The organism is Paraneptunicella aestuarii (genome assembly GCF_019900845.1).
Lineage (GTDB): Bacteria > Pseudomonadota > Gammaproteobacteria > Enterobacterales > Alteromonadaceae > Paraneptunicella > Paraneptunicella aestuarii.
Window position 1 is genome coordinate 2,451,829 of the sequence record NZ_CP074570.1, and the last position, 18,322, is coordinate 2,470,150.

General features: G+C 43.7%; 13 protein-coding genes. All 13 read left to right on the forward strand.

The genetic code is table 11. The annotated features are described in order from the left end of the window. The first annotated feature begins 12 nt into the window (after positions 1–12). Positions 13–558, forward strand: a complete 546-nt coding sequence (locus KIH87_RS09985) for an Hcp family type VI secretion system effector (protein ID WP_232361388.1) — start codon at positions 13–15, stop codon at positions 556–558. After that, the gene (locus KIH87_RS09990) at positions 558–977 is read left to right on the forward strand and encodes a hypothetical protein (protein ID WP_232361389.1); all 420 of its coding nucleotides are present in this window, start codon (positions 558–560) and stop codon (positions 975–977) included. Before KIH87_RS09985 ends, KIH87_RS09990 begins: the two co-directional genes overlap by 1 nt. Beyond that, the gene (gene tssF / locus KIH87_RS09995; protein WP_232361390.1) at positions 974–2,803 is read left to right on the forward strand and encodes a type VI secretion system baseplate subunit TssF; all 1,830 of its coding nucleotides are present in this window, start codon (positions 974–976) and stop codon (positions 2,801–2,803) included. The genes KIH87_RS09990 and tssF overlap by 4 nt, the downstream gene beginning before the upstream one ends. Continuing rightward, positions 2,767–3,882, forward strand: coding sequence for a type VI secretion system baseplate subunit TssG (gene tssG / locus KIH87_RS10000; RefSeq protein ID WP_232361391.1), 1,116 nt, complete (start codon positions 2,767–2,769; stop codon positions 3,880–3,882). The genes tssF and tssG overlap by 37 nt, the downstream gene beginning before the upstream one ends. Beyond that, entirely contained in the window at positions 3,879–6,746 is a 2,868-nt protein-coding gene (locus KIH87_RS10005) for a contractile injection system protein, VgrG/Pvc8 family (RefSeq protein ID WP_232361392.1), read from the forward strand. Before tssG ends, KIH87_RS10005 begins: the two co-directional genes overlap by 4 nt. A 2-nt stretch (positions 6,747–6,748) precedes the next feature. Beyond that, the gene (locus KIH87_RS10010) at positions 6,749–9,397 is read left to right on the forward strand and encodes a DUF2169 domain-containing protein (protein ID WP_232357753.1); all 2,649 of its coding nucleotides are present in this window, start codon (positions 6,749–6,751) and stop codon (positions 9,395–9,397) included. Next, positions 9,375–10,436, forward strand: a complete 1,062-nt coding sequence (locus KIH87_RS10015) for a pentapeptide repeat-containing protein (RefSeq protein WP_232357754.1) — start codon at positions 9,375–9,377, stop codon at positions 10,434–10,436. The genes KIH87_RS10010 and KIH87_RS10015 overlap by 23 nt, the downstream gene beginning before the upstream one ends. Positions 10,437–10,446: 10 nt before the next feature. After that, a complete protein-coding gene (locus KIH87_RS10020; protein ID WP_232357755.1) occupies positions 10,447–11,034 on the forward strand; it encodes a DUF3540 domain-containing protein in 588 nt (195 codons plus the stop codon). Positions 11,035–11,113: 79 nt separating this feature from the next. Continuing rightward, positions 11,114–11,452 (forward strand): PAAR-like domain-containing protein, encoded by a 339-nt coding sequence (locus tag KIH87_RS10025; RefSeq protein WP_232357756.1) that lies wholly within the window; start codon positions 11,114–11,116, stop codon positions 11,450–11,452. Between the two features lie 11 nt (positions 11,453–11,463). Continuing rightward, on the forward strand, positions 11,464–11,973 hold the full coding sequence (locus tag KIH87_RS10030) for a hypothetical protein (RefSeq protein WP_232357757.1): 510 nt from the start codon (positions 11,464–11,466) through the stop codon (positions 11,971–11,973). 1 nt (position 11,974) lies between these two features. Further along, positions 11,975–13,384, forward strand: coding sequence for a type VI secretion system baseplate subunit TssK (gene tssK / locus KIH87_RS10035; protein ID WP_232357758.1), 1,410 nt, complete (start codon positions 11,975–11,977; stop codon positions 13,382–13,384). 15 nt (positions 13,385–13,399) lie between these two features. Further along, positions 13,400–14,251 carry a DotU family type IV/VI secretion system protein gene (locus tag KIH87_RS10040; protein WP_232357759.1) on the forward strand — a complete coding sequence of 284 codons (852 nt, stop codon included), beginning with the start codon at positions 13,400–13,402 and terminating at the stop codon, positions 14,249–14,251. Next, complete coding sequence (locus KIH87_RS10045; protein WP_232357760.1) at positions 14,251–18,315, forward strand: type VI secretion system protein; 4,065 nt, start codon at positions 14,251–14,253, stop codon at positions 18,313–18,315. The genes KIH87_RS10040 and KIH87_RS10045 overlap by 1 nt, the downstream gene beginning before the upstream one ends. The last annotated feature ends 7 nt before the right edge of the window (positions 18,316–18,322 follow it).

An 18,322-nucleotide genomic window follows, 5' to 3' on the forward strand; every position in this document is an offset into this window, starting at 1 on the left:
GAGGAATAGATTATGGATTTAGTACTGTTAAAACCCGGTCTTTCAGACTTGGCTGGAGCCAGTTTGATTGACGGTGATTTGGTTGATGCGGGAGATGATCTGTCAGGTTGTATTGAGCTGGTATCCATGCACTTTGGCATGAAACAGCAAATGACGACTGATGTTAGTAACTCTGCTCGTACCTCTGGTCGTCCAGTGTTAAACGACATCACAGCAGTAAAGTATCTGGATAAAACATCCCCGCTACTTTACAAACACTGTTTGTCTGCAACACCTATTGACGATGGCTCTGAGCCAACACAAATTTTCTTGTGTCGTAACGCCAATATGGACGGAGACGGTAACAGCATCATTGGTAACATCATGACAGTTAAGCTGTACAACTGCATGATCAGCTCGGTAGAAGCGCAATCGCATCCAAACGATATGGCGACTGAGCAAATTACCTTGAACTTTACCGATATCGAGTGGACAACCTCTCATCAGGATAGCCAAGCTCTTATTACGGGTAGCTTCGTTTACTCCTGGAGTGTTGCTCGTAATAGAGGTCCGATGTAATGCAGCGCTTCCTCTTTGATAGATTATGCGCACCTTTGCAACCCGAGCCGACTGATGAGTTCAGTCAGCTTGCGTTGCTGCGCCAATCTATCACTGAGGAGCTACAGAGATTGGTCTCGGGAAGAGCCTATTTCGATGGCATTAAACCAGGATATATGGGACATAAGTCTGTGCTCAATTGGGGCATAGACAGTCCTGTAGATTTTGGGAATAACTATGGCGATGCCAAAATTCTGATGGATCAGATTCTGGAATTAATCAGGGCTTTCGAGCCACGGATTATTAATCCCAAAGTGCAACTACGTAAAACCAATAATCAATTATCACCCGCCGCAGTAGAGATCTCCGGTCAGATTAAAGTTGATCGCATTTCAGCGCCGTTTAATCACAAAATCAGTTTTAGCGGAGCCAGACAATGAACGAAGTGCGTGAACAATTAACCGATTATTTTAAATCTGAGCTGGCAGAGCTGCGCTCGGATGCCCTGCAATTCGCCCATGATTACCCTCGCATTGCAGAAGAACTGTCCTTCAACGGTGACAAGTCGCGCGATCCACATATTGAGCTATTGTTGCAATCCTTTTCCTGGATGACAGGACGGTTACGCCAAAATATGGAAGCAGAAGCCAAGCAACTGCCATCCATGTTGTTACAGCAACTGTACCCACAATTAATGACTTCCATTCCTTCTATGGCAATCATGGAATGTGAAGTTCACGGTAGCAGTGCTGATTTTGATAAAGGTTATCGCTTCGAAGGCAACCGCCTTTTTGAACCGTCAAAAATAGAAGCAAAACCGGAAACTGCAAACAAGTTATCCAATTGCCGCTTTTCTTCCTGCCACTCGCAATTGTTGTGGCCGTTGAAAGTGGCCTCTGTTGCCAAGTTCCCGGTTAACCAGCAAGAATACGTCACCAGCCATTTTCCCAGAGCGCAGTCCATTATTGATATCAATATCAAATCGACGCCTGAGGATTCCAATGATGGATTGATGCTAAGTAAACCACTGCGTTTCTTTATGAATCTGGACGAGAACAGCAAGTTTCCTTTTTATGACTTGATGGCTTGTCACTTTATTGGAGCCGTGGTTTTTGATGCTGAAGGCAATCGTGTTGCAACACTGAACAAAGACAACCTGAAATTTGCCGGCTTTGCGGATCATGAAAGAAGCTTGCCAGCCACCAAACAGCAAGATTTGGGTTTAACCCTGCTATTGGATTACATGAGCTTTCCAGAAAAGTTCCTGTTTTTCGATTTAACCGGTATGGAGCACATTCAGTTCAAGCAAAATCTGCGCATTATGCTGGTGTTGGATAATGCCATTCCCAAAAGCATTCAGTTAACCAACCAATCGTTGAAATTAAACTGTATTCCCGTGGTGAATTTGTTCCAGAAAACCTCGGAGCCCATTCCACTCACCTACAAAGATTACCGCTACAAGCTTTTCCCAAGCAGAGAACAATACGACTGCTACGAAATCTACCGTATTAATAAAGTGTTCTCCATGAATCGTCGCGGTGCATCACGAGAGCTATTGCCCTATTTTTGTTTAAGTCGCCGCGACCAGTTAAAAACCGACTATCGTTGGCAGGCGCAAATTGAAGCCAGTCATAAAAAACAATTGCCTGGTAGCGAAACCTATATTTCGTTGTTTAACAAAGATTACGCTCGAGACTGCCCGCAAGGTGAGACCATTTACGCGCAAACCTTGTGCTGCAACCGAACCATTGCCGAATTTTTCAATACCGGACAAACCTTCTCGGTCATTGGTAGCTCGCCCATTGTTAAGGCGACCATGTTAACGCGCCCTACCCGTTATCGCGGCGTGAAAGCAAATCAGCAACATCTGTGGAAAGTGCTGTCGCATTTATCTTTGTACTATGTGTCGTTAACCGACAAAGAGCTGGCGCAAGATACATTAACCACCATTTTAGAGCTGTATACCTCGGCAGAAAACTCGGTGAATCAGCGTCAAATTGAAAGTATTGAAAGCTTTACCGCTCATGAAGACGTTTACCCTGTCACCAAACATGGTTGGCGCGGTTACTATCAAGGTGTGAATTTTAAATTAACTTTATTCGACCGCAAATTTGATAACGCAAGCACCATCCTGTTCGGCTCTGTGCTGAATCAGTTTCTTGCGTTGTTTTGTCATATCAATTCGTTTGTGCGATTGGAAATGTTTATCGGTAGCAAAAAGGTGTATGAATGGAAACCGTTGAGTGGCCACAAGCATCTAGCCTAGACATGCTCACAGCGCAAGCTGAGGAGTTTAATTTCTATCAGGCGATCCGAATGTTGGAAAGTTCAACTGACCAGCATGGGAAGCGCTTTGACATTTCCTATGAGGCAGTCAACACCCAGGCATTCAAGCCCAACTTTATTGATGACATAGAAATTGACAAGCATCATCGTAAAGCCAAAGTCAGTGTCAATGGCTTTAGCATTGCCGGGCAGCAAGGCCCTCTGCCTGATGTATTTGCGGAATTACTGCAAAGAGAAAAAAATTCTGGCAACAAAGGCCCCGACGCCTTTATTAACCTGTTTAATAATCGTTTGATAAAGCTGCTTTACGACATTAAAAAGCAACTTAATCCCATGCTGTTTAACGATTCCGTTGAAAACAGCAATACCTATGACATGCTCAGCGCTATTGCTGGCCATCAAACCATGGAAGTCTATGATCGCCTGCCACTCTGCCCTGAACAATTATTAAGCTTTGCCAGTTTATTGGTGGGTAACAGACAAAATTACTCGGTTTTAAAGAACATTCTGGAAACGGTGTTTGATTGCGAACTGGAAATTGAACCCTGCGTTGGTGCATGGAAAAAATTGCCAGAACGCTATCGAACCAAATTGGGCGATAGTACCGCCATATTGGGCTCAGGTGTGGGCCTTGGTAAACACTTTTGGGATAACCAGGCCGCAATCGGACTGAAAATGCGAGTACGCAGCATCGAATATTGCCACAAACTCATGCCTAATGGCTCTTTGCATAATATTCTGGCATCCATGCTGTCAATGCTAACCGATGGGCTGTACCAGATTAATGTCGAATTAGAATTGAACTGGGAAACCATTCCTCTCTCTGATTTTTCCAACGGCATTCCCATGTATCTAGGTCATTCCAGCTGGCTCAGAGGCCGAGTTTCATTGAAAACCGGTATGAGATTGGGCGACTTGCCACAAGAAAATGTCAGCACTGAAAAACGCGATAGAGAATCACTCTATCAACAGGAAGTGTATAAACATTTCGGCATGAACACGCCCGGCTTTACGGTGCATCCTTCTCTTGAACATAAGTTTGGGAGTTTCGCACTATGAAGTACAAAACCGGACACAACACTCAACAAATATTGGAACGTTTGGACTATACCAATCTTCCAAACCCTAAACCGACAGACTTTGTTCCACCTCCTCGCTGTAGTCTGGATTTCTATATTGAACTGGATGATGGAACCATACTGGATGATCAAGTGTTTCGTATTCAACAATTTGGCGGCCATGAAAACCTGTCGCAAATGTTTGAATTTAACGCAACATTACATGCCAATACCTTCACATCAAGTGGTCAAAACCAGCCTTGGGGGACATTAATTGCTGGCGCTGGAGACTATGGTTCATTGTTACAGGAAGGCGGCCCAACCAGTCAAAAGATAGACTTCAATAAAATTCTGGGAGCTAAAGCCTGTATTCGTATGGGTTTACCGGAAACCTCCAAAGACGAATTAGAAGGTGAATACCCTGAAGATCGCCCTGTGGTGTTTTATAACGGCATTATCAGCAGCTTCTCAATGGCTGAACGTGGTGTTTATCAGGCCAGCATAAAACCTGCATTGTTCAAACTCACCTTACAGAACAACTATCGCCTGTTTTCTCAGAAAACTATTCTTGAAGTCATCATTGAAGTGCTGTCAGAGAACAATATCTCCTTCAATAAAATGGAATTGGAAGCCGCCCCTAACAAAATTATCAGAGGTTTGGCCAACTACCGTAAGCAAGACTGGTTACAGGCTGGCGAAACCGACATGGACTTCCTGAACCGCCTGATGCACAAGGTACACTTGTTCTATTACTTTACCCATAGTAACGACACGCACACCATGATCATTACGGATCAACCCTATTATCAAAACATTTACCGACGCGAAGTGGGTGACAGCGGCAGATTTGAAGAAACGGAAGATCTGAAGCCCATGTATTTGAGTTTCAGTAAGCAACAAACCCTGGATAGAGACGACTACATTACCCAGTTTAACTATCAGCAAAACCTGACAACGTCGGGCATTACTACGGTATTGGCACAAAAAGAAGCAAACTGGGAATCTCAGAAAACGGCACAAACCTCGCCTATTTATCTGGATTTCATGAACACGACTGAAAAATTGAACATGGAAATGTTGCACATCGTTCAGTATGGCGCTACGGAAAAAGAGATGGAGCACCTTGCCCATACCAATATGAATATATTGACGGCATCGCGATTCAGCTTTTCAGGCTCATCAACCTGCAACGAATTCAAACCCGGATATAAGTTTTTATTAAAGCAGCGCGACGGCAAAGGCTCTGGCTACAATGATGTGCCTATATTTCCAACACTGGAAGATCAGGAATTTGTCGTCATTTCAGTGCAACATCACGGCACGGTCGAAGGCGAATACAGTAACCAGTTTCAGGCTGCCGACGCCAGAGGCTTGGCAATGCCCTTCTCCAGCCAAACCGGCAACATGGGTAGCATTTTGGCTAAGGTCATTGATAACAGTGCAGCAAAAGCAGCTCAGGCAGCAAAAGAAGAAGATTACGAAGGCAGCGTCGATATCATCAAACAACAAGGCTCACCCGAAAAATACCTGAAAAAAGACGTATTCAGCTTCGACAGTAAAGATTTTTACTACGACGACTCTCAAGAAAGCTTCAAATGCAAAGGCATCTTTGTGCGTTTTATCGACCAGCCAGAAGATGTCTCTCCAACCTGGGTTAAATTGGCAGAGCATATGCAAACCATCCCGGAAGTGGATACCTTTGTCACCGTAGGCCGATCAAACGATGACACAGAAATTCCAGAAGTTCAGCAAAGCCTGCAAGCCAAGGGCTCGAAAGTGATTATGCCCGAGGACTACACGTGCCACACCAGCGTGGGTAATAACTACAATACCAACTACGGTGACAGCACCAGTATTAGTTTTGGTTGGGATGTCACTCGCCCACTAAGCTTTGCCAAAAACATCGTTGAAACCGAGCGTAAAACCAATAACTACAATGGCGTCAGTTACAGCGAAAGCAGTAATTACAGCTATTCCATTAGCAAACGTTCGCACAATATTTCCCGAACCGGAGACGGCCCGGATCAGCCCTTTAATCCGTCAGATATGATGTCCTACGTCAGTTATGGTAATCAAACCACTTACGGCAACACCTATAACAAGTCGGTACATACCGGTAACAGCAATATGTACAACACCCAAACCGGGCATTCGTACAGTGAATCGAACCAGACGGGCGGCTCTACCAGCGTCCAAAATATTGACTGGACCGACAGCACCTCCACTATCGGCAGCTCAAGCAGCATGTCTACTATTGGCTCTTCGGATAACACCAGCCTTGTTGGCACCAGTAGTAACATCTCTATCACTGGGCAACAAACAGGGATCAACGTAACCGGGATCGCGGGCAATGTTTCCACAACGGGCGTCTCGGTGAGTGCAAACCTGACGGGGATGACAATGAACTCGTCCATGACCGGCATGAGTATCAATACCAATATGTTGGGGCTGTCTGTTGACATGTCGATGATTGGCCTGACAAGCAGTACCAGTGAAATTGGTACAACAAACAGTACGTCAATGATTGGGGTGAGCAACAGTACCAATATGGTTGGTGTTTCCAATAACACCTCGTTAACTGGCGCTGCCATTAGTACAGGACTCACCGGTGCATCGTCGTCAACCAACCTTACTGGATCGTCCGACAGCACCAACCTGACGGGTAGCTCTGTTAGCACTAACCTGACAGGAAGCAATACCTCGACCAATATTACGGGCAGTAGCACAGACACCAGTATTACAGGTTCATCCAACTCCATTTCAATTACCGGCGGTGGTTCATACATTAGCCTGAATGCGGCTGTGAACTTATTAACCACCGAAATGGAAAATGAGATCATTGCTGTCATGAGATCGGTGCTATAGCCATGAAATTGATTAAACCAATGAAAATGGGACTCTTGCATAAAACCTACACATTCAGGTTTGAGCATCATACTGTCATTTCGCCATTGGTCTTTTTCCAATTAGCCGACCATGATTCTCTGGAAACCGAACACCCACATATTGGTGAAGTGTTAACAGAGAACATGCAATGGCCATTAATTATGGAAGCGTTAGGACAAGACATCCTCGACATGGTAATGCCCAAGCCTAACGCAGAGGTATTGGTTGCTGGTAGCGCATTTAATCCAGCCCCGGAAACTAACACATTTCAGGCTGCAATTGAGCTCGGTAATGTTCGAAAAGCCTTGAACCTGTTTGGCGAAAGAGAATGGAAAAAAGCGCTGGTAGGGTATAGCGCAACCCAGGCACTTCCCGTGCAATCAGTTTCGTTATCTGCCGCCAACAGTTTTGGTGGAGAAGGCTTTCAGGATAACCCCAAAGGAAGTGGTTATTATGAAGATCGTTCTAAATCTCCACTGCGCTTAGCGCCTATAGAAGATTTGCATTTTAACGTTACGTCCATCCGTCAAAAACCCGCTCCGGCAGGATTTGGACAGTTGGATATGACCCATTCCCAACGCGCCAAATATAACGGGGACTACACTAAAAAAGATTGGTTAGAAAATCACTGCCCTGCTCTGGCTCCCGACACGGATATGCGCTTATTTCAGGCCGCCAGAGACGATCAACAATTTAAAGGCTATCTGCAAGGCAACGAAGCCTACACGCTGATCAATCTGAATGAATCCTTCCCGGTAATTAGCGGGATACTTCCCGACATTCGACCGCGAGCATTTATTACTCGCAATCCTCTTTTTGCCAGTGAACAAGGGAAATCCCCTCTGGCTATAGAAGAGTTATCGCTCAATTTAGACACAGTCTGGTTTTTCCCTAATCAACGCATTGGCTGCCTTATTTATCGCGGTCAAACCAAAGTGAACGACCCGGATGGATTGGACATTAGCAATGTCATGCTCGCTTATGAAAAGCAAGCCGATGAGCCTCGCCCAATTGCCTACTATCAACAGGTATTGGAAGAACGTCTGGATCCAGAAATTGGGGCTTTGGTAAGCATGGATGAATCTCAATTATCCCCGGTTAAAACCGAGCAACAACTGGCTCAGGAACAACAGGAAATAGAAGATGAAAAAGCTCAGGCAGCCGAAATTATGGCTGAACAACAAGCTCAAACCATTGAAGACATCAAGGCCGCGAACAATGGCAAACTGCCTGAAGGTTTTACGGCGCCTACATTGCCAGAACCCAAAATACTAATATCAAAAGCGGCTATCGCTCGTGGAGACTTCAATGCCAAAGCGTTAGTAGACGACGCCAAACAGCAAAAAGCGGAATTAGAAGCCAAACAAGCGCAATTACAAGCCCAGTTCGACCAGGAAAAGAGCAAAGCTGAAGCCAAAAAAGCAACCGCTGACCCGGATATTCTTGCAGCAGCAGAAAAGAAAGAACCACTTTCCGTTACATTTCCCAAATTAAAAGCCATGGCTGCAGACCGAGGCATTGAGCTGGATGAAGAACAAATGGCAAAGCTTGAAGAACTACAGCTTCAAGCACCCAAATTCAATATGAGCCCGTTAGAAAACAGGCCTGAAGACGCCATTGCCCAACAAAAACGTGCGGTATTCATCGCCGCACTTGAAGCTGGTGAAGCTCTGAATGCCAGAGATTGGTCGGGTTGCGACTTATCTCATCTGGATTTATCAGGCCAAGATTTATCGCAATGCAACTTTGAAAACTGCAATTTCGAAGGTTCGCTATTAAACCAATCCAATCTGTCTGGCACTGCCTTTACCGGCGCGCGTTTAATTAAAACCCAATTTAATGCGGCAAACTTGCAAGAAGCGAACTTATCAAGCGCGGTAGGAACACAAGCATCGTTCAATCAAAGCAAGATGGAAAAAACCATTATTGCGAAAGCCTTCCTAAGCAACTGCAATTTTTCCCATTGCCACTTTACTCAGGCAACAATAATGGAATCTGTGCTGACAGGAAGCCAATTCAATCACTGTAAAGTGGTGAAATCGGTGCTTGTGGGTTCCCACCTTCCCGACTGTGATTTCAACCATAGCCAGATAGAAATGACCAGCGTGATGAAGTGCAACTTGGCCTTAACTCGTTGGAATGAATCGCAAATGGAACGTTGTGCGTTTTTGGATTGCCAACTGCCTGTCAGCAGCTTTGCCCAAGCCAAGCTCAATAAGTGCCAATTTAGCGGTAAAAACGACTTAAATGGCAGCCAATTTAGCAAAGCGCAATTGGAACAATGCGGTTTACGTCGTATATCAGGTAATTATTTACGCGCAGTTAGCACCTTGTTTAATCAATGCGATATGGGTGACAGCGAATTCAAATACGCCAGGTTTACAAAAGCTCAATGTATTCAGGCGATTATGTCTGACAGTATTTTCCTGGGCGCGGATTTTAGCCAGGCGAATTTATATACGTCACTATTAAGAAAAACACGCTTACTACATTGCAATTTGACCAAAGCGAACTTTTTAGAAACGGATTCAGTCATGACTATTGCCAACTACAGCAATTACAAAGATGCGCTGAATGTCGCGCCATTAGCATTACGGAGGTGGAAAGATGCCGAACGCAATGCTGCATAAAAAAGCTCGACTATTTCGCCCTATTGAACAACCCGACATGGTAGATGTTCAACTGGCTAATATTGCCCTTAAAGATGCAGTATTTAGTGGTGTGCATTTTACCGAGGCTAATTTTACCGGCGCGACGCTAGAAAAAGTGACCTTCTTGAATTGCACTTTTGATCTTGCTGTTTTTAATCAGGCAACGCTTGAAATCTGTACCTTCCAGAATTGCCGGTTACTGCAATCGAACTGGACTGACGCTAATTTGAGCAAATGTACCTTTAGCCGTTGTGATCTCACAAACGCGTTAATGAATCAAACTCAAATAAAAGCATGCACCTTCTCCGAATGCCATTGCCCGGAAATACAGTTTATATCAGCCAGAATACAAGAATCGGCCTGGTTTAAAACGGAATTGCTTCAAAGCACATTTAAGCAATGTGTAATGAATAACTTTCTCATGGGAGAAACCGATTTCACCCATATCAACCTGTTAAATAACGATATTTCGCAAGGCTTAATGCTGAAGTGTCAGTTTAATCAGAAAGACTTTCAGGGTACTCAATGGCGTTACTGCACCTTTAGTGAAAGCACCTTTAATGAGTGCAATTTCGCCACTTCGAACCTGGAAGGATTGAATTTCTCCAGCGCGACCCTAAATCAGTGCGTCTTTGATCAGGCTCGGCTAACGCAAAGCCTGTTTATCAAGGCCAAAATAACCGATTCGTCCTTTGTTAATTGCACCATGCCAGAGTGTAATTTTTCTGAAGCCGTAATCAGCCAATGCCATTGGAATAACAGCAAGGCCGAAAAAGGACAGTTTCAGAAAACCCAATTTAACGAGTGCCAACTACAGCAAGTGCAATTTTCCATGGCTGATTTTTCCCATGCTGTTTTTGATCATTCGAATGTGACTCAGTGCCAGTTTGAATTTGCCAACTGGCATGAGACTACGCGAAAAGATGGAAAATGGAAAAATAACAATCAAAACATGTTACGCAAAACCGACCCAGAACGACAAAAAGCTGAACAAGCAATAAATGCTCAGGCTGCGTAAGGAAAAAATCATGAATCAGTTAAATAACACCTACAATGTCACTCCGCTTCCCGTTCAACCTGCGTTAGGTATGAAATCGGGGGTAATCAGCTATGTTGAAGGCAATGTATATGTTATCGACGGCACATTACCGGCTCAGCAAGCATTGAGTTGCCTGATCAAACCGACAATGGACGACAAGGTTTTATATTGTGTACAAGGTGACGAATGCTGGATTTTGGCTGTGCTTTACAGCACAAATCAAGGCAACGCAGCCCAAGAAAACACAGAGCAAGACAGTAGAGAAATAGCGCTGCCGAATCGCGCACCGATGCAAATGAATACACGCAAACTCACCGTCAATGCCAGTGAGCAGATTGATATGAACAGTATGGGTGATATCAACCTCAATTCAGTCATGGGCAAGCTCAGCATGTCGGCAAAGCGTTGCTATCAAACGATTCAGGATTCTTTTATCCAGCTTGCCAAACATATCGTGCATCGAGGTGAGTACATCGATCATCAAGCTGACAAGCTGTTAAAAACTCATGCGGCTCAGCATTTGATGACAGCCGACAACGATATCAAGATTGATGCTGAACGCATCAATATGGGATAAGGAATAGGAGTGATATATGTTTTGTAAAACACAAATGTTCTCAATATCGTTCGCTTTCCCTGACACTTGCAAAATATTAATGCCGGCGCCGACCCCTACGCCATTGCCTAACTTTGCATTTTCAACAATGGCGATCCCCAACATTTTTAACTTTTTCATTACCGCCATGCCGGTTCATAACCTGGGCACCACAACCTCAATTAGCACTGGCAATGAAGTTTCCGCAGCTGGCGGCGGCGGTGTGGTATCAAACCTGTTTATTGGTTCCAAACGTAATTCTCTAGGAAGTTTTAAGACTTTCTTTTCTTGTATGCCTTCTACGCGAATGCTGGATATGAGCTTACAAAATGGCGCAGCAAGCAATATTCCAGGGTTAAATTTATCCCCCTGCCAAATCAAAATACTGATATTAGCGTAGGAGCATTGGCGATGAGAATGTTAACGAAAACCACCACCCACATACTTGCACTCTTACTTAGCCTCTGGCTATCGGGATGCTCAACCATTCAGAGCATTAACGAGTCCATGCCCTGGCATTCTGGTAATGAAGTGGAAAGCATCGCGTTACAGGTGAAGTTTGATGCTCAGTTACAACATGCAGTATCGGTGGATGTGGTGTTCGTTTATGACGATAATCTCATTGCTCTTTTAAGCAATGCCAGTGCCGCGCAATGGTTTATGGAGAAAAAGGGCTACATGGCAAACTACGGTATTAACATGGATATTATCCATCGTGAAATTGTACCGGGTTACAGCGAAAGCATTGTTGAACTACCCGACAGGCACAAAGATGCCAAATCGGTTATCGCATTTGCCCTTTATCCGCAAAACCCTAATGCCAAAGCCGACTTAACCCTATTAGCTACCCCTTGGCTGCTATTCGATGCACAGCAAATGCAAGTTGCCGCAGCAGCGCCTACTACACCTGGAGTCAAATAAGATGAGCACCCTGCAACAAATACCAGATCAAGTACAATGGTTTGAAGGAATGCTGCTTTCTCCGCAACACTTCCAGCAAAACAATTTTTACTTTGAACAGCTCATCAACCAAAAAATAGCTCTAACACAGCCTTTTTATTGGGGCATTACCCGACTGGAAATCGATTCAACCGCGATTACCCGTAACGAAATCCACGTTAAGCAGGTTGAAGGCATCATGCCTGACGGCACTTATGTGCGTTATGGCCTGGAAACGCCCGAACAGGAAAAGAAACAACCTACGGGAGATACTCACCTTGAAGTTGATCACTGTTTAAAGCTGGAACTGAAAAAGCTTGAGCAGGTGAAAACCGGCACGATCCTGACAGTGTTTCTGGCCGTGCCCATTATGTCAGATGCCTGCGCCAGTGACGATGAGAGTGAGCGTAAGCGTTACGACAGCGTGAATGTGGGTAAAATCATCGACAACAACGATATCAACAACAAAGTGGATTTGGTGCGTTTACGCCCTCGCCTGCAACTTTTGGTGGGAGAGCAATACGATAAATCCAAATATAGCGGCATTCCGTTGTTTAAGTTAAAAGCCATTAACGATGGTGACTTCACGCAAGAGCCTTTCACGCCGCCTATTTTGTCGGTAACGAAAACAGCGATCCCTCATAATGTGACTATTGGTAAACGTCTGGAAAAGCTGCTCACAGATATTCATAATAAAGCCAAAGGGTTACGTGACTTTTTTGTTGATAGAAGCAATGATTTCAACATCGTCAGTAACTTACAAAAACAGCGTATTCACCACATGATGGCACATTACCCCAATGTGGAAATGCTGTTAAATACAGAACAGGTTCACCCGTTTGAACTTTATAAAGCTTTGGTAAGCATGGTGGGACAAATTGCCTTGTTGCATTCGTCTAATATGCCCCCGTCAATTCCCGGTTATTACCATGATGATATTGATGCAACATTTAATACAGTAATCCAATTTATCTCCGAGATTATCAACGAAATTTCGCTTAATTTTACAGCAGTGCCATTTCAGGAAATTGAGAACAATAAATTTGAAGTCTTTGTTGATAAATTGCCCACAAAAGATGAGCCATTTAAGATTGTTTGCCAACACTCAAAAGGCTCTTCTCCTGAAATGTTGCAAAAATGGATGCAATCGGCTCAAATTAGCTCGGAAAGTTATTGGGGCGATCTTTTACTTTCACGTATATCGGGAGCTGAAAGGAAAATTGTTAAACAATTTAGTGATTTAAAAGTGACTCTGGGCGATAAAGAAGTATTCTTTGAAATCAGCAATACAGATAACTTAATAAAGGAAAATGATAAACTGATTATCGGCGGTACAGAGGACTCCTTAAAGGAGCACAAACCCGCGTTTATTAATTGGTATATCGCGAAATAAAAAGGCTTTGAAATAATGACGTTAGCACCTTCGGCCATGTACAACAATAGAGTGATTCTTCACCGTTTTGAAGAATCGCTGGCCTATTGGTGCGAGCTAAAACAAAAACTGCAAGAACATGCAAAATCAGGTACGCAATTGGGTGACAATAAGCAAACCCAAATTACAGATGTCCCTTTATATACTCACTCATTATTGATGGAACATTTCACCCATCAGGAAAATGAAGTGAAAAGTATTTCATCCAGCGCTCAATTCCATCTATACAAGCAAGCTCAATACGCCATTGTGGCGTTAATTGATGATCAACTGCTGAAAAATCCGCCCTGGAAAGATGATTCATGGTTGAATTATTTATTGGAGAATAAACTGTTTTATAGCCGCATTGCCGGACAACGACTAATTGGTGAAATAGAAAAGCTGGTTGACGTTGATGCCACTCAAAAACAAATAACAGCCCAAACCAAACAGCTGGCTTATATATACCTGAGTGTGTTGTGGCAAGGCTTTAAAGGTAAATTATTCAACAAGGAAGAACGTCTGAAAGAACTACAGTCTTCTTTGATTCAATTAACCGAATACACACCTGTTAACCTCAACGCAGATCGCTTATTAGAACAGCCATATAACTTTAATAGCGAAGAAGAAGAGGAAGAAGCAGAGAACCGCCGTTTAGCACCGATATCCCGATGGCACAGAGTGGTATTATTTGGCATCGCTTTATATGCCATTGTTAGTACAGGCATATGGTACGGCTTTACCTGGGATCTTAAAAATACGCTTGAGAATATCACTCATTCCGACAGCAAAGCGGTGAAAAAAGAAAACAGCCCTGCTGAACAGAATAAAAACAAGGAGGTTAAATAATGAATTTTACTTCCTTGCAACATTCGTTAAGCCGCTCATTTAATGCTGCCAACCAATACGGCCTTGGCTGGTTGTTGATTATTGTCGTCGTTGGCTTTTTGATTTGGTATTTTGCCAAAGGGAACAAGATCTCATTCAGAATCCCCTTCTTGCCGCGTTTTATGAACAAGGTTTCTTTCTCTAAAGATGATCTTAGCGCGTTAAAAGATAAGGCCGAAGCCAGTATGTCGAAAAGCGCTTCGGCTGATCCCATTGCATCTGAAAGTACGACCTCGTCAGGTTCCAAACCACTGCCATTTGAAAGTACCTTTAAATTGTTATTCGGTGTTCAGGAACGTCGCTATAAAATCCCGACTTATATGCTGATTAGCGGCGATACGGCTGACAATGACAGCGAAATGCTGAAAGAAATGGAAAATGTGTTAGGGAAAAAAGAGCGCCTGATCCTGAAAAGCCTGGGTAACTCACAAAAATACTGGCATGTGTACCAACGAGGCTGTGTGTTACATGATCAGGATCCCGCGAACATCGTCAACGAGCTCAAACAATATCGGCCTGAGCGCCCTGTTGATGGCCTGATCGTAACCTTGCCTCTTTCCAAATTACAGTCCCGCACTGAAAGAGAACTGGAAAGCTGGGCTGGTACAATTTATAAGCACATCTGGCATGTTCAGCAAAATACCGGGTTCATTTTACCGATTTACCTTTTGGTCACTGAATGCCACGAATTGAAAGGCTTTAATTCATTTTGGGGAAGAGGCAAGCTTGCCGACAAACTGGATCAACAGTTTGGCTGGGCGAATCCTTACAACCATTCTGAAGCTTATCAACCAAGCTGGATCAACGAAGCGATTACCATGCTTGGCAAGCATATTCGCAATATTCAAATTGCCTTTATGCGCAATGAGGGAACTCAATCCAATACCGACGCCAACAATGCCGAGAAAAAGCAGGATAGTTCAAATGATGAAAAATCATTGCAATATCTGCTATTGGCGAATGAATTTGAAAGACTGCGTCCGGCAATTACACTGTTCTGTAATGTATTGTTTTCCAAAACCATTTTGCAATCCCCTCTCATGCTAAGAGGGTTGTATTTTACTGGTAAACATTCTGTTGAGTTGGAGAATGGCAAGCCTGAGATGCGCCATTTGTTCCTAAAAGAACTCCTGGAACAGAAAGTTTTTGCTGAAAATTCAATGGCTTTCGCACCACAAAGCAAGCTGTTGTCGAGTAACTCAAAATTACGTGCTTATCAGTATTCGAGTATTGTGGCATTTGTTACCTTAAGCTTATTGCTCACTATTGATTCTCTCGCCTTAAGAGATCAAACCGTTAGCCTTGTCAGTTCCATGAATAGTGAGCCCAAGGAAATAAATTATAAGAGAGAAATCGACTACATTAATGCGGTCATTGACCACGTTGCCGATATGGATGCGGGAAGTATCAATTACCTTAGCCTTCCGTTGTCATGGAACACACCTTTTAACGGTGAGCTGGAAAACTATTTCTCCAAACATACCTTTGGCGAAATCATGTTCCCGCAATTGCAATGTGATATGCAACGAAGCCTGCAATCACGCATGAATGACATTTCCCAAAAACAATCCATTGACAGTTTCTCAAGCTGGCTCGATGACTTCGCAGTGAACGTTTCCAAAGGGAAGCAACTGGATGACCTTATCCATAAAGTCCACGATCCGGATAATGTGCTTAGGTCTCTGGAAGATATCGTTCTCTATTTGTACAACCACCCACTGCCAAACAGTTTTTATCAACGTTCAGACTTGTATGTGCGTGCCATTGCCAATAGCGACAATTCATCCAAACAATCTCATTGCAAGATCCGCTTTGAAGATAAGCAACAAGCCTGGGAAACCATTATGGCCTATGCCAATGGCGAAGTGGATGTCATCGTTGATGAATTAGCCGCGCCTCGCGACTTTTTCAGTATCAGCGAACAAATGAACAGCCTGCCAAGCGTTGTCAGTTGGTACAGCAAAATTCCCGAGTTTTCCGATGCCTTGAGTCATTACACAAAATGGTCGACTCATATTCGCGACTATTGGTTAACAGGGCATGCCAAGCCTAACGAATGTGGTCGCATATACCATGCGCTAAGCGGCATATCAAAAGAGATCTTCCCCGAAGGTGAAAAAGCAGCAGAAACATTCCTGTATACCTGCCTGACTCGTGCCGAAAAGGTTCTGATAAATGATAACCGTCAATTAGGCGTGACGCTGTACATGACCAAGCAAGCCGCAGGCGTTAAATCGGAAGATAACTCTGGTTTGGTTCATCCTTTCACGCTAACAGAAGAAGCACAAACCCTGTTTCGCGAAGTGGATGCCCTTAATGAGCTTTCATACATAGGCCACCATACATCGAATGATAAAGAAGCAATGGAATCCGGTTTCTTCTGGTCAATTGAAAACCTGAATCGTGCATTAGCACTGCAAGAAGAATATGAAACCTTTGCTTTGGCTGAATATAAGAGCCTTTGGCTACCTAAAAAAGCGGGGAGCGACACAGCCAAGTATTTTGCCCAAGGCATTGCGTTAAAACAACTTCAATATGCAATGAACGACTATGTACTAAATGCTCAGGTACATGAAACGACCGAATTCAGCCCTGAACATTTACGTCCTGTTAGCCAGCAAGAAGCGTATCTGGCCGCCGCCATTGGCAACTTTAAAAAATCAATGGATTCAGTGATGGCACTGTTGCTGGCGTTCAAACAGCTTGAATTCACTGAGAGCCATCGCTGGTTACAGCAAATTAGTCAGGCTCACGCCTATGAGTTGCTGCGCCAGGTCGATCGCCTGTATCAAGATAACCATATTTTCAAACCTTTAGATAAAGCAAGATGGTCAGCGCATCAATACAATGATGTTTTATTTGCCATTACCAGTGAAGGTCAATTACAGGATTACCTGGCTGCACAAACCGAAAGAGCCAATTACATTGCTTTTGAATACGCAGAGCCTTTGGTTGTGTTCTTGCTTAATACCAAAGGTAAATATGTCAATTACAAACTATTTGGCAAATGGCAGAACTCATTAATTGAACTAAATAAATCGCAAAGCAAAAATCCGTCCAACAGTGTCGATTATTTAAAACAATTCATGAGTAACCAGATGGCAGTCATTGATCAAAGTAACTGCTTTGACAAAACAAAAGAATTGGATGCACCTGCCGGTAGCGACATTTTTGCCGACAATCAACGTACTATTATTCAACGCGCGATAGACCACTGTAACAGCTTTAGAGCTGACAAAATCAAAAAAGAATATGCTCAAATTGTTGCGTTGTTTAATCAATATCTTGCTGGGAAAGCGCCCTTTAGTCGTTCAGCTAAAGCGAAACAGATTTCACCACAAGATATGCAAAGCTTCCTCACCCAATATCGAGCTGTTTCAGACGGATTATCACATCGCATGGGGCTTATGGTGTGGAAAGATACGCGTTACAAGGATGCTCAGGAATTTTTGAATCAGTTAGATAAATCAGTGCTGCTATTCGACAATATTCTTGGGGCAACATCGAGCAAAGACAGCGTCGGCGTTGAAATGAACATTGAATTCAATGTTATGGAAAGTAATGCTGGCTTTGTACGCCATTTGAGTCAATGGCAATTCCAGTCAGGAAGTGAACTGACCACCTACCCCGGTGAATCAAAAGCGATATTCTGGAAACCTGGTGATAACTTACAACTAACCTTGAATTGGGCCGAACAATCGCCTTACAAAGCATTTGCCATCAACGGCTCAAGCAGACTACAGAATCAGCTGGAGTATTCTGCCAACGGGCTTTGGAGCTTACTCGATTTTATAAAAACATACTCTAGCAGCATCTATGATGATGAAAGTTTGAATGAGCATTCCCGGTTATTGGCATTTGAAGCCAAGGTATTACCCAAAGAAGCTCAATCCGCAGCACCAGAATCTAATCAACTTAAAGCTTATGCTCGGTTGGTGTTGTACGGTAATGATCCAAAAGACAATAAGAAGATAGTTTTAGAATTCCCGGATTCATTCCCGGACTCCGCGCCAAAGGCATTATAAAAGGTAC

Excerpts from the sequence above, each read along its gene's own strand:
- KIH87_RS10025 (WP_232357756.1), top strand. The coding sequence starts at position 11,114 with ATGCCGGCGCCGACCCCTACGCCATTGCCTAACTTTGCATTTTCAACA.
- KIH87_RS10030 (WP_232357757.1), top strand. The coding sequence starts at position 11,464 with ATGAGAATGTTAACGAAAACCACCACCCACATACTTGCACTCTTACTT.
- KIH87_RS09985 (WP_232361388.1), top strand. The coding sequence starts at position 13 with ATGGATTTAGTACTGTTAAAACCCGGTCTTTCAGACTTGGCTGGAGCC.
- KIH87_RS10020 (WP_232357755.1), top strand. The coding sequence starts at position 10,447 with ATGAATCAGTTAAATAACACCTACAATGTCACTCCGCTTCCCGTTCAA.
- KIH87_RS10045 (WP_232357760.1), top strand. The coding sequence starts at position 14,251 with ATGAATTTTACTTCCTTGCAACATTCGTTAAGCCGCTCATTTAATGCT.
- tssK (WP_232357758.1), top strand. The coding sequence starts at position 11,975 with ATGAGCACCCTGCAACAAATACCAGATCAAGTACAATGGTTTGAAGGA.
- KIH87_RS09990 (WP_232361389.1), top strand. The coding sequence starts at position 558 with ATGCAGCGCTTCCTCTTTGATAGATTATGCGCACCTTTGCAACCCGAG.
- KIH87_RS10040 (WP_232357759.1), top strand. The coding sequence starts at position 13,400 with ATGACGTTAGCACCTTCGGCCATGTACAACAATAGAGTGATTCTTCAC.
- KIH87_RS10005 (WP_232361392.1), top strand. The coding sequence starts at position 3,879 with ATGAAGTACAAAACCGGACACAACACTCAACAAATATTGGAACGTTTG.
- KIH87_RS10010 (WP_232357753.1), top strand. The coding sequence starts at position 6,749 with ATGAAATTGATTAAACCAATGAAAATGGGACTCTTGCATAAAACCTAC.
- tssG (WP_232361391.1), top strand. The coding sequence starts at position 2,767 with ATGGAAACCGTTGAGTGGCCACAAGCATCTAGCCTAGACATGCTCACA.
- tssF (WP_232361390.1), top strand. The coding sequence starts at position 974 with ATGAACGAAGTGCGTGAACAATTAACCGATTATTTTAAATCTGAGCTG.
- KIH87_RS10015 (WP_232357754.1), top strand. The coding sequence starts at position 9,375 with ATGCCGAACGCAATGCTGCATAAAAAAGCTCGACTATTTCGCCCTATT.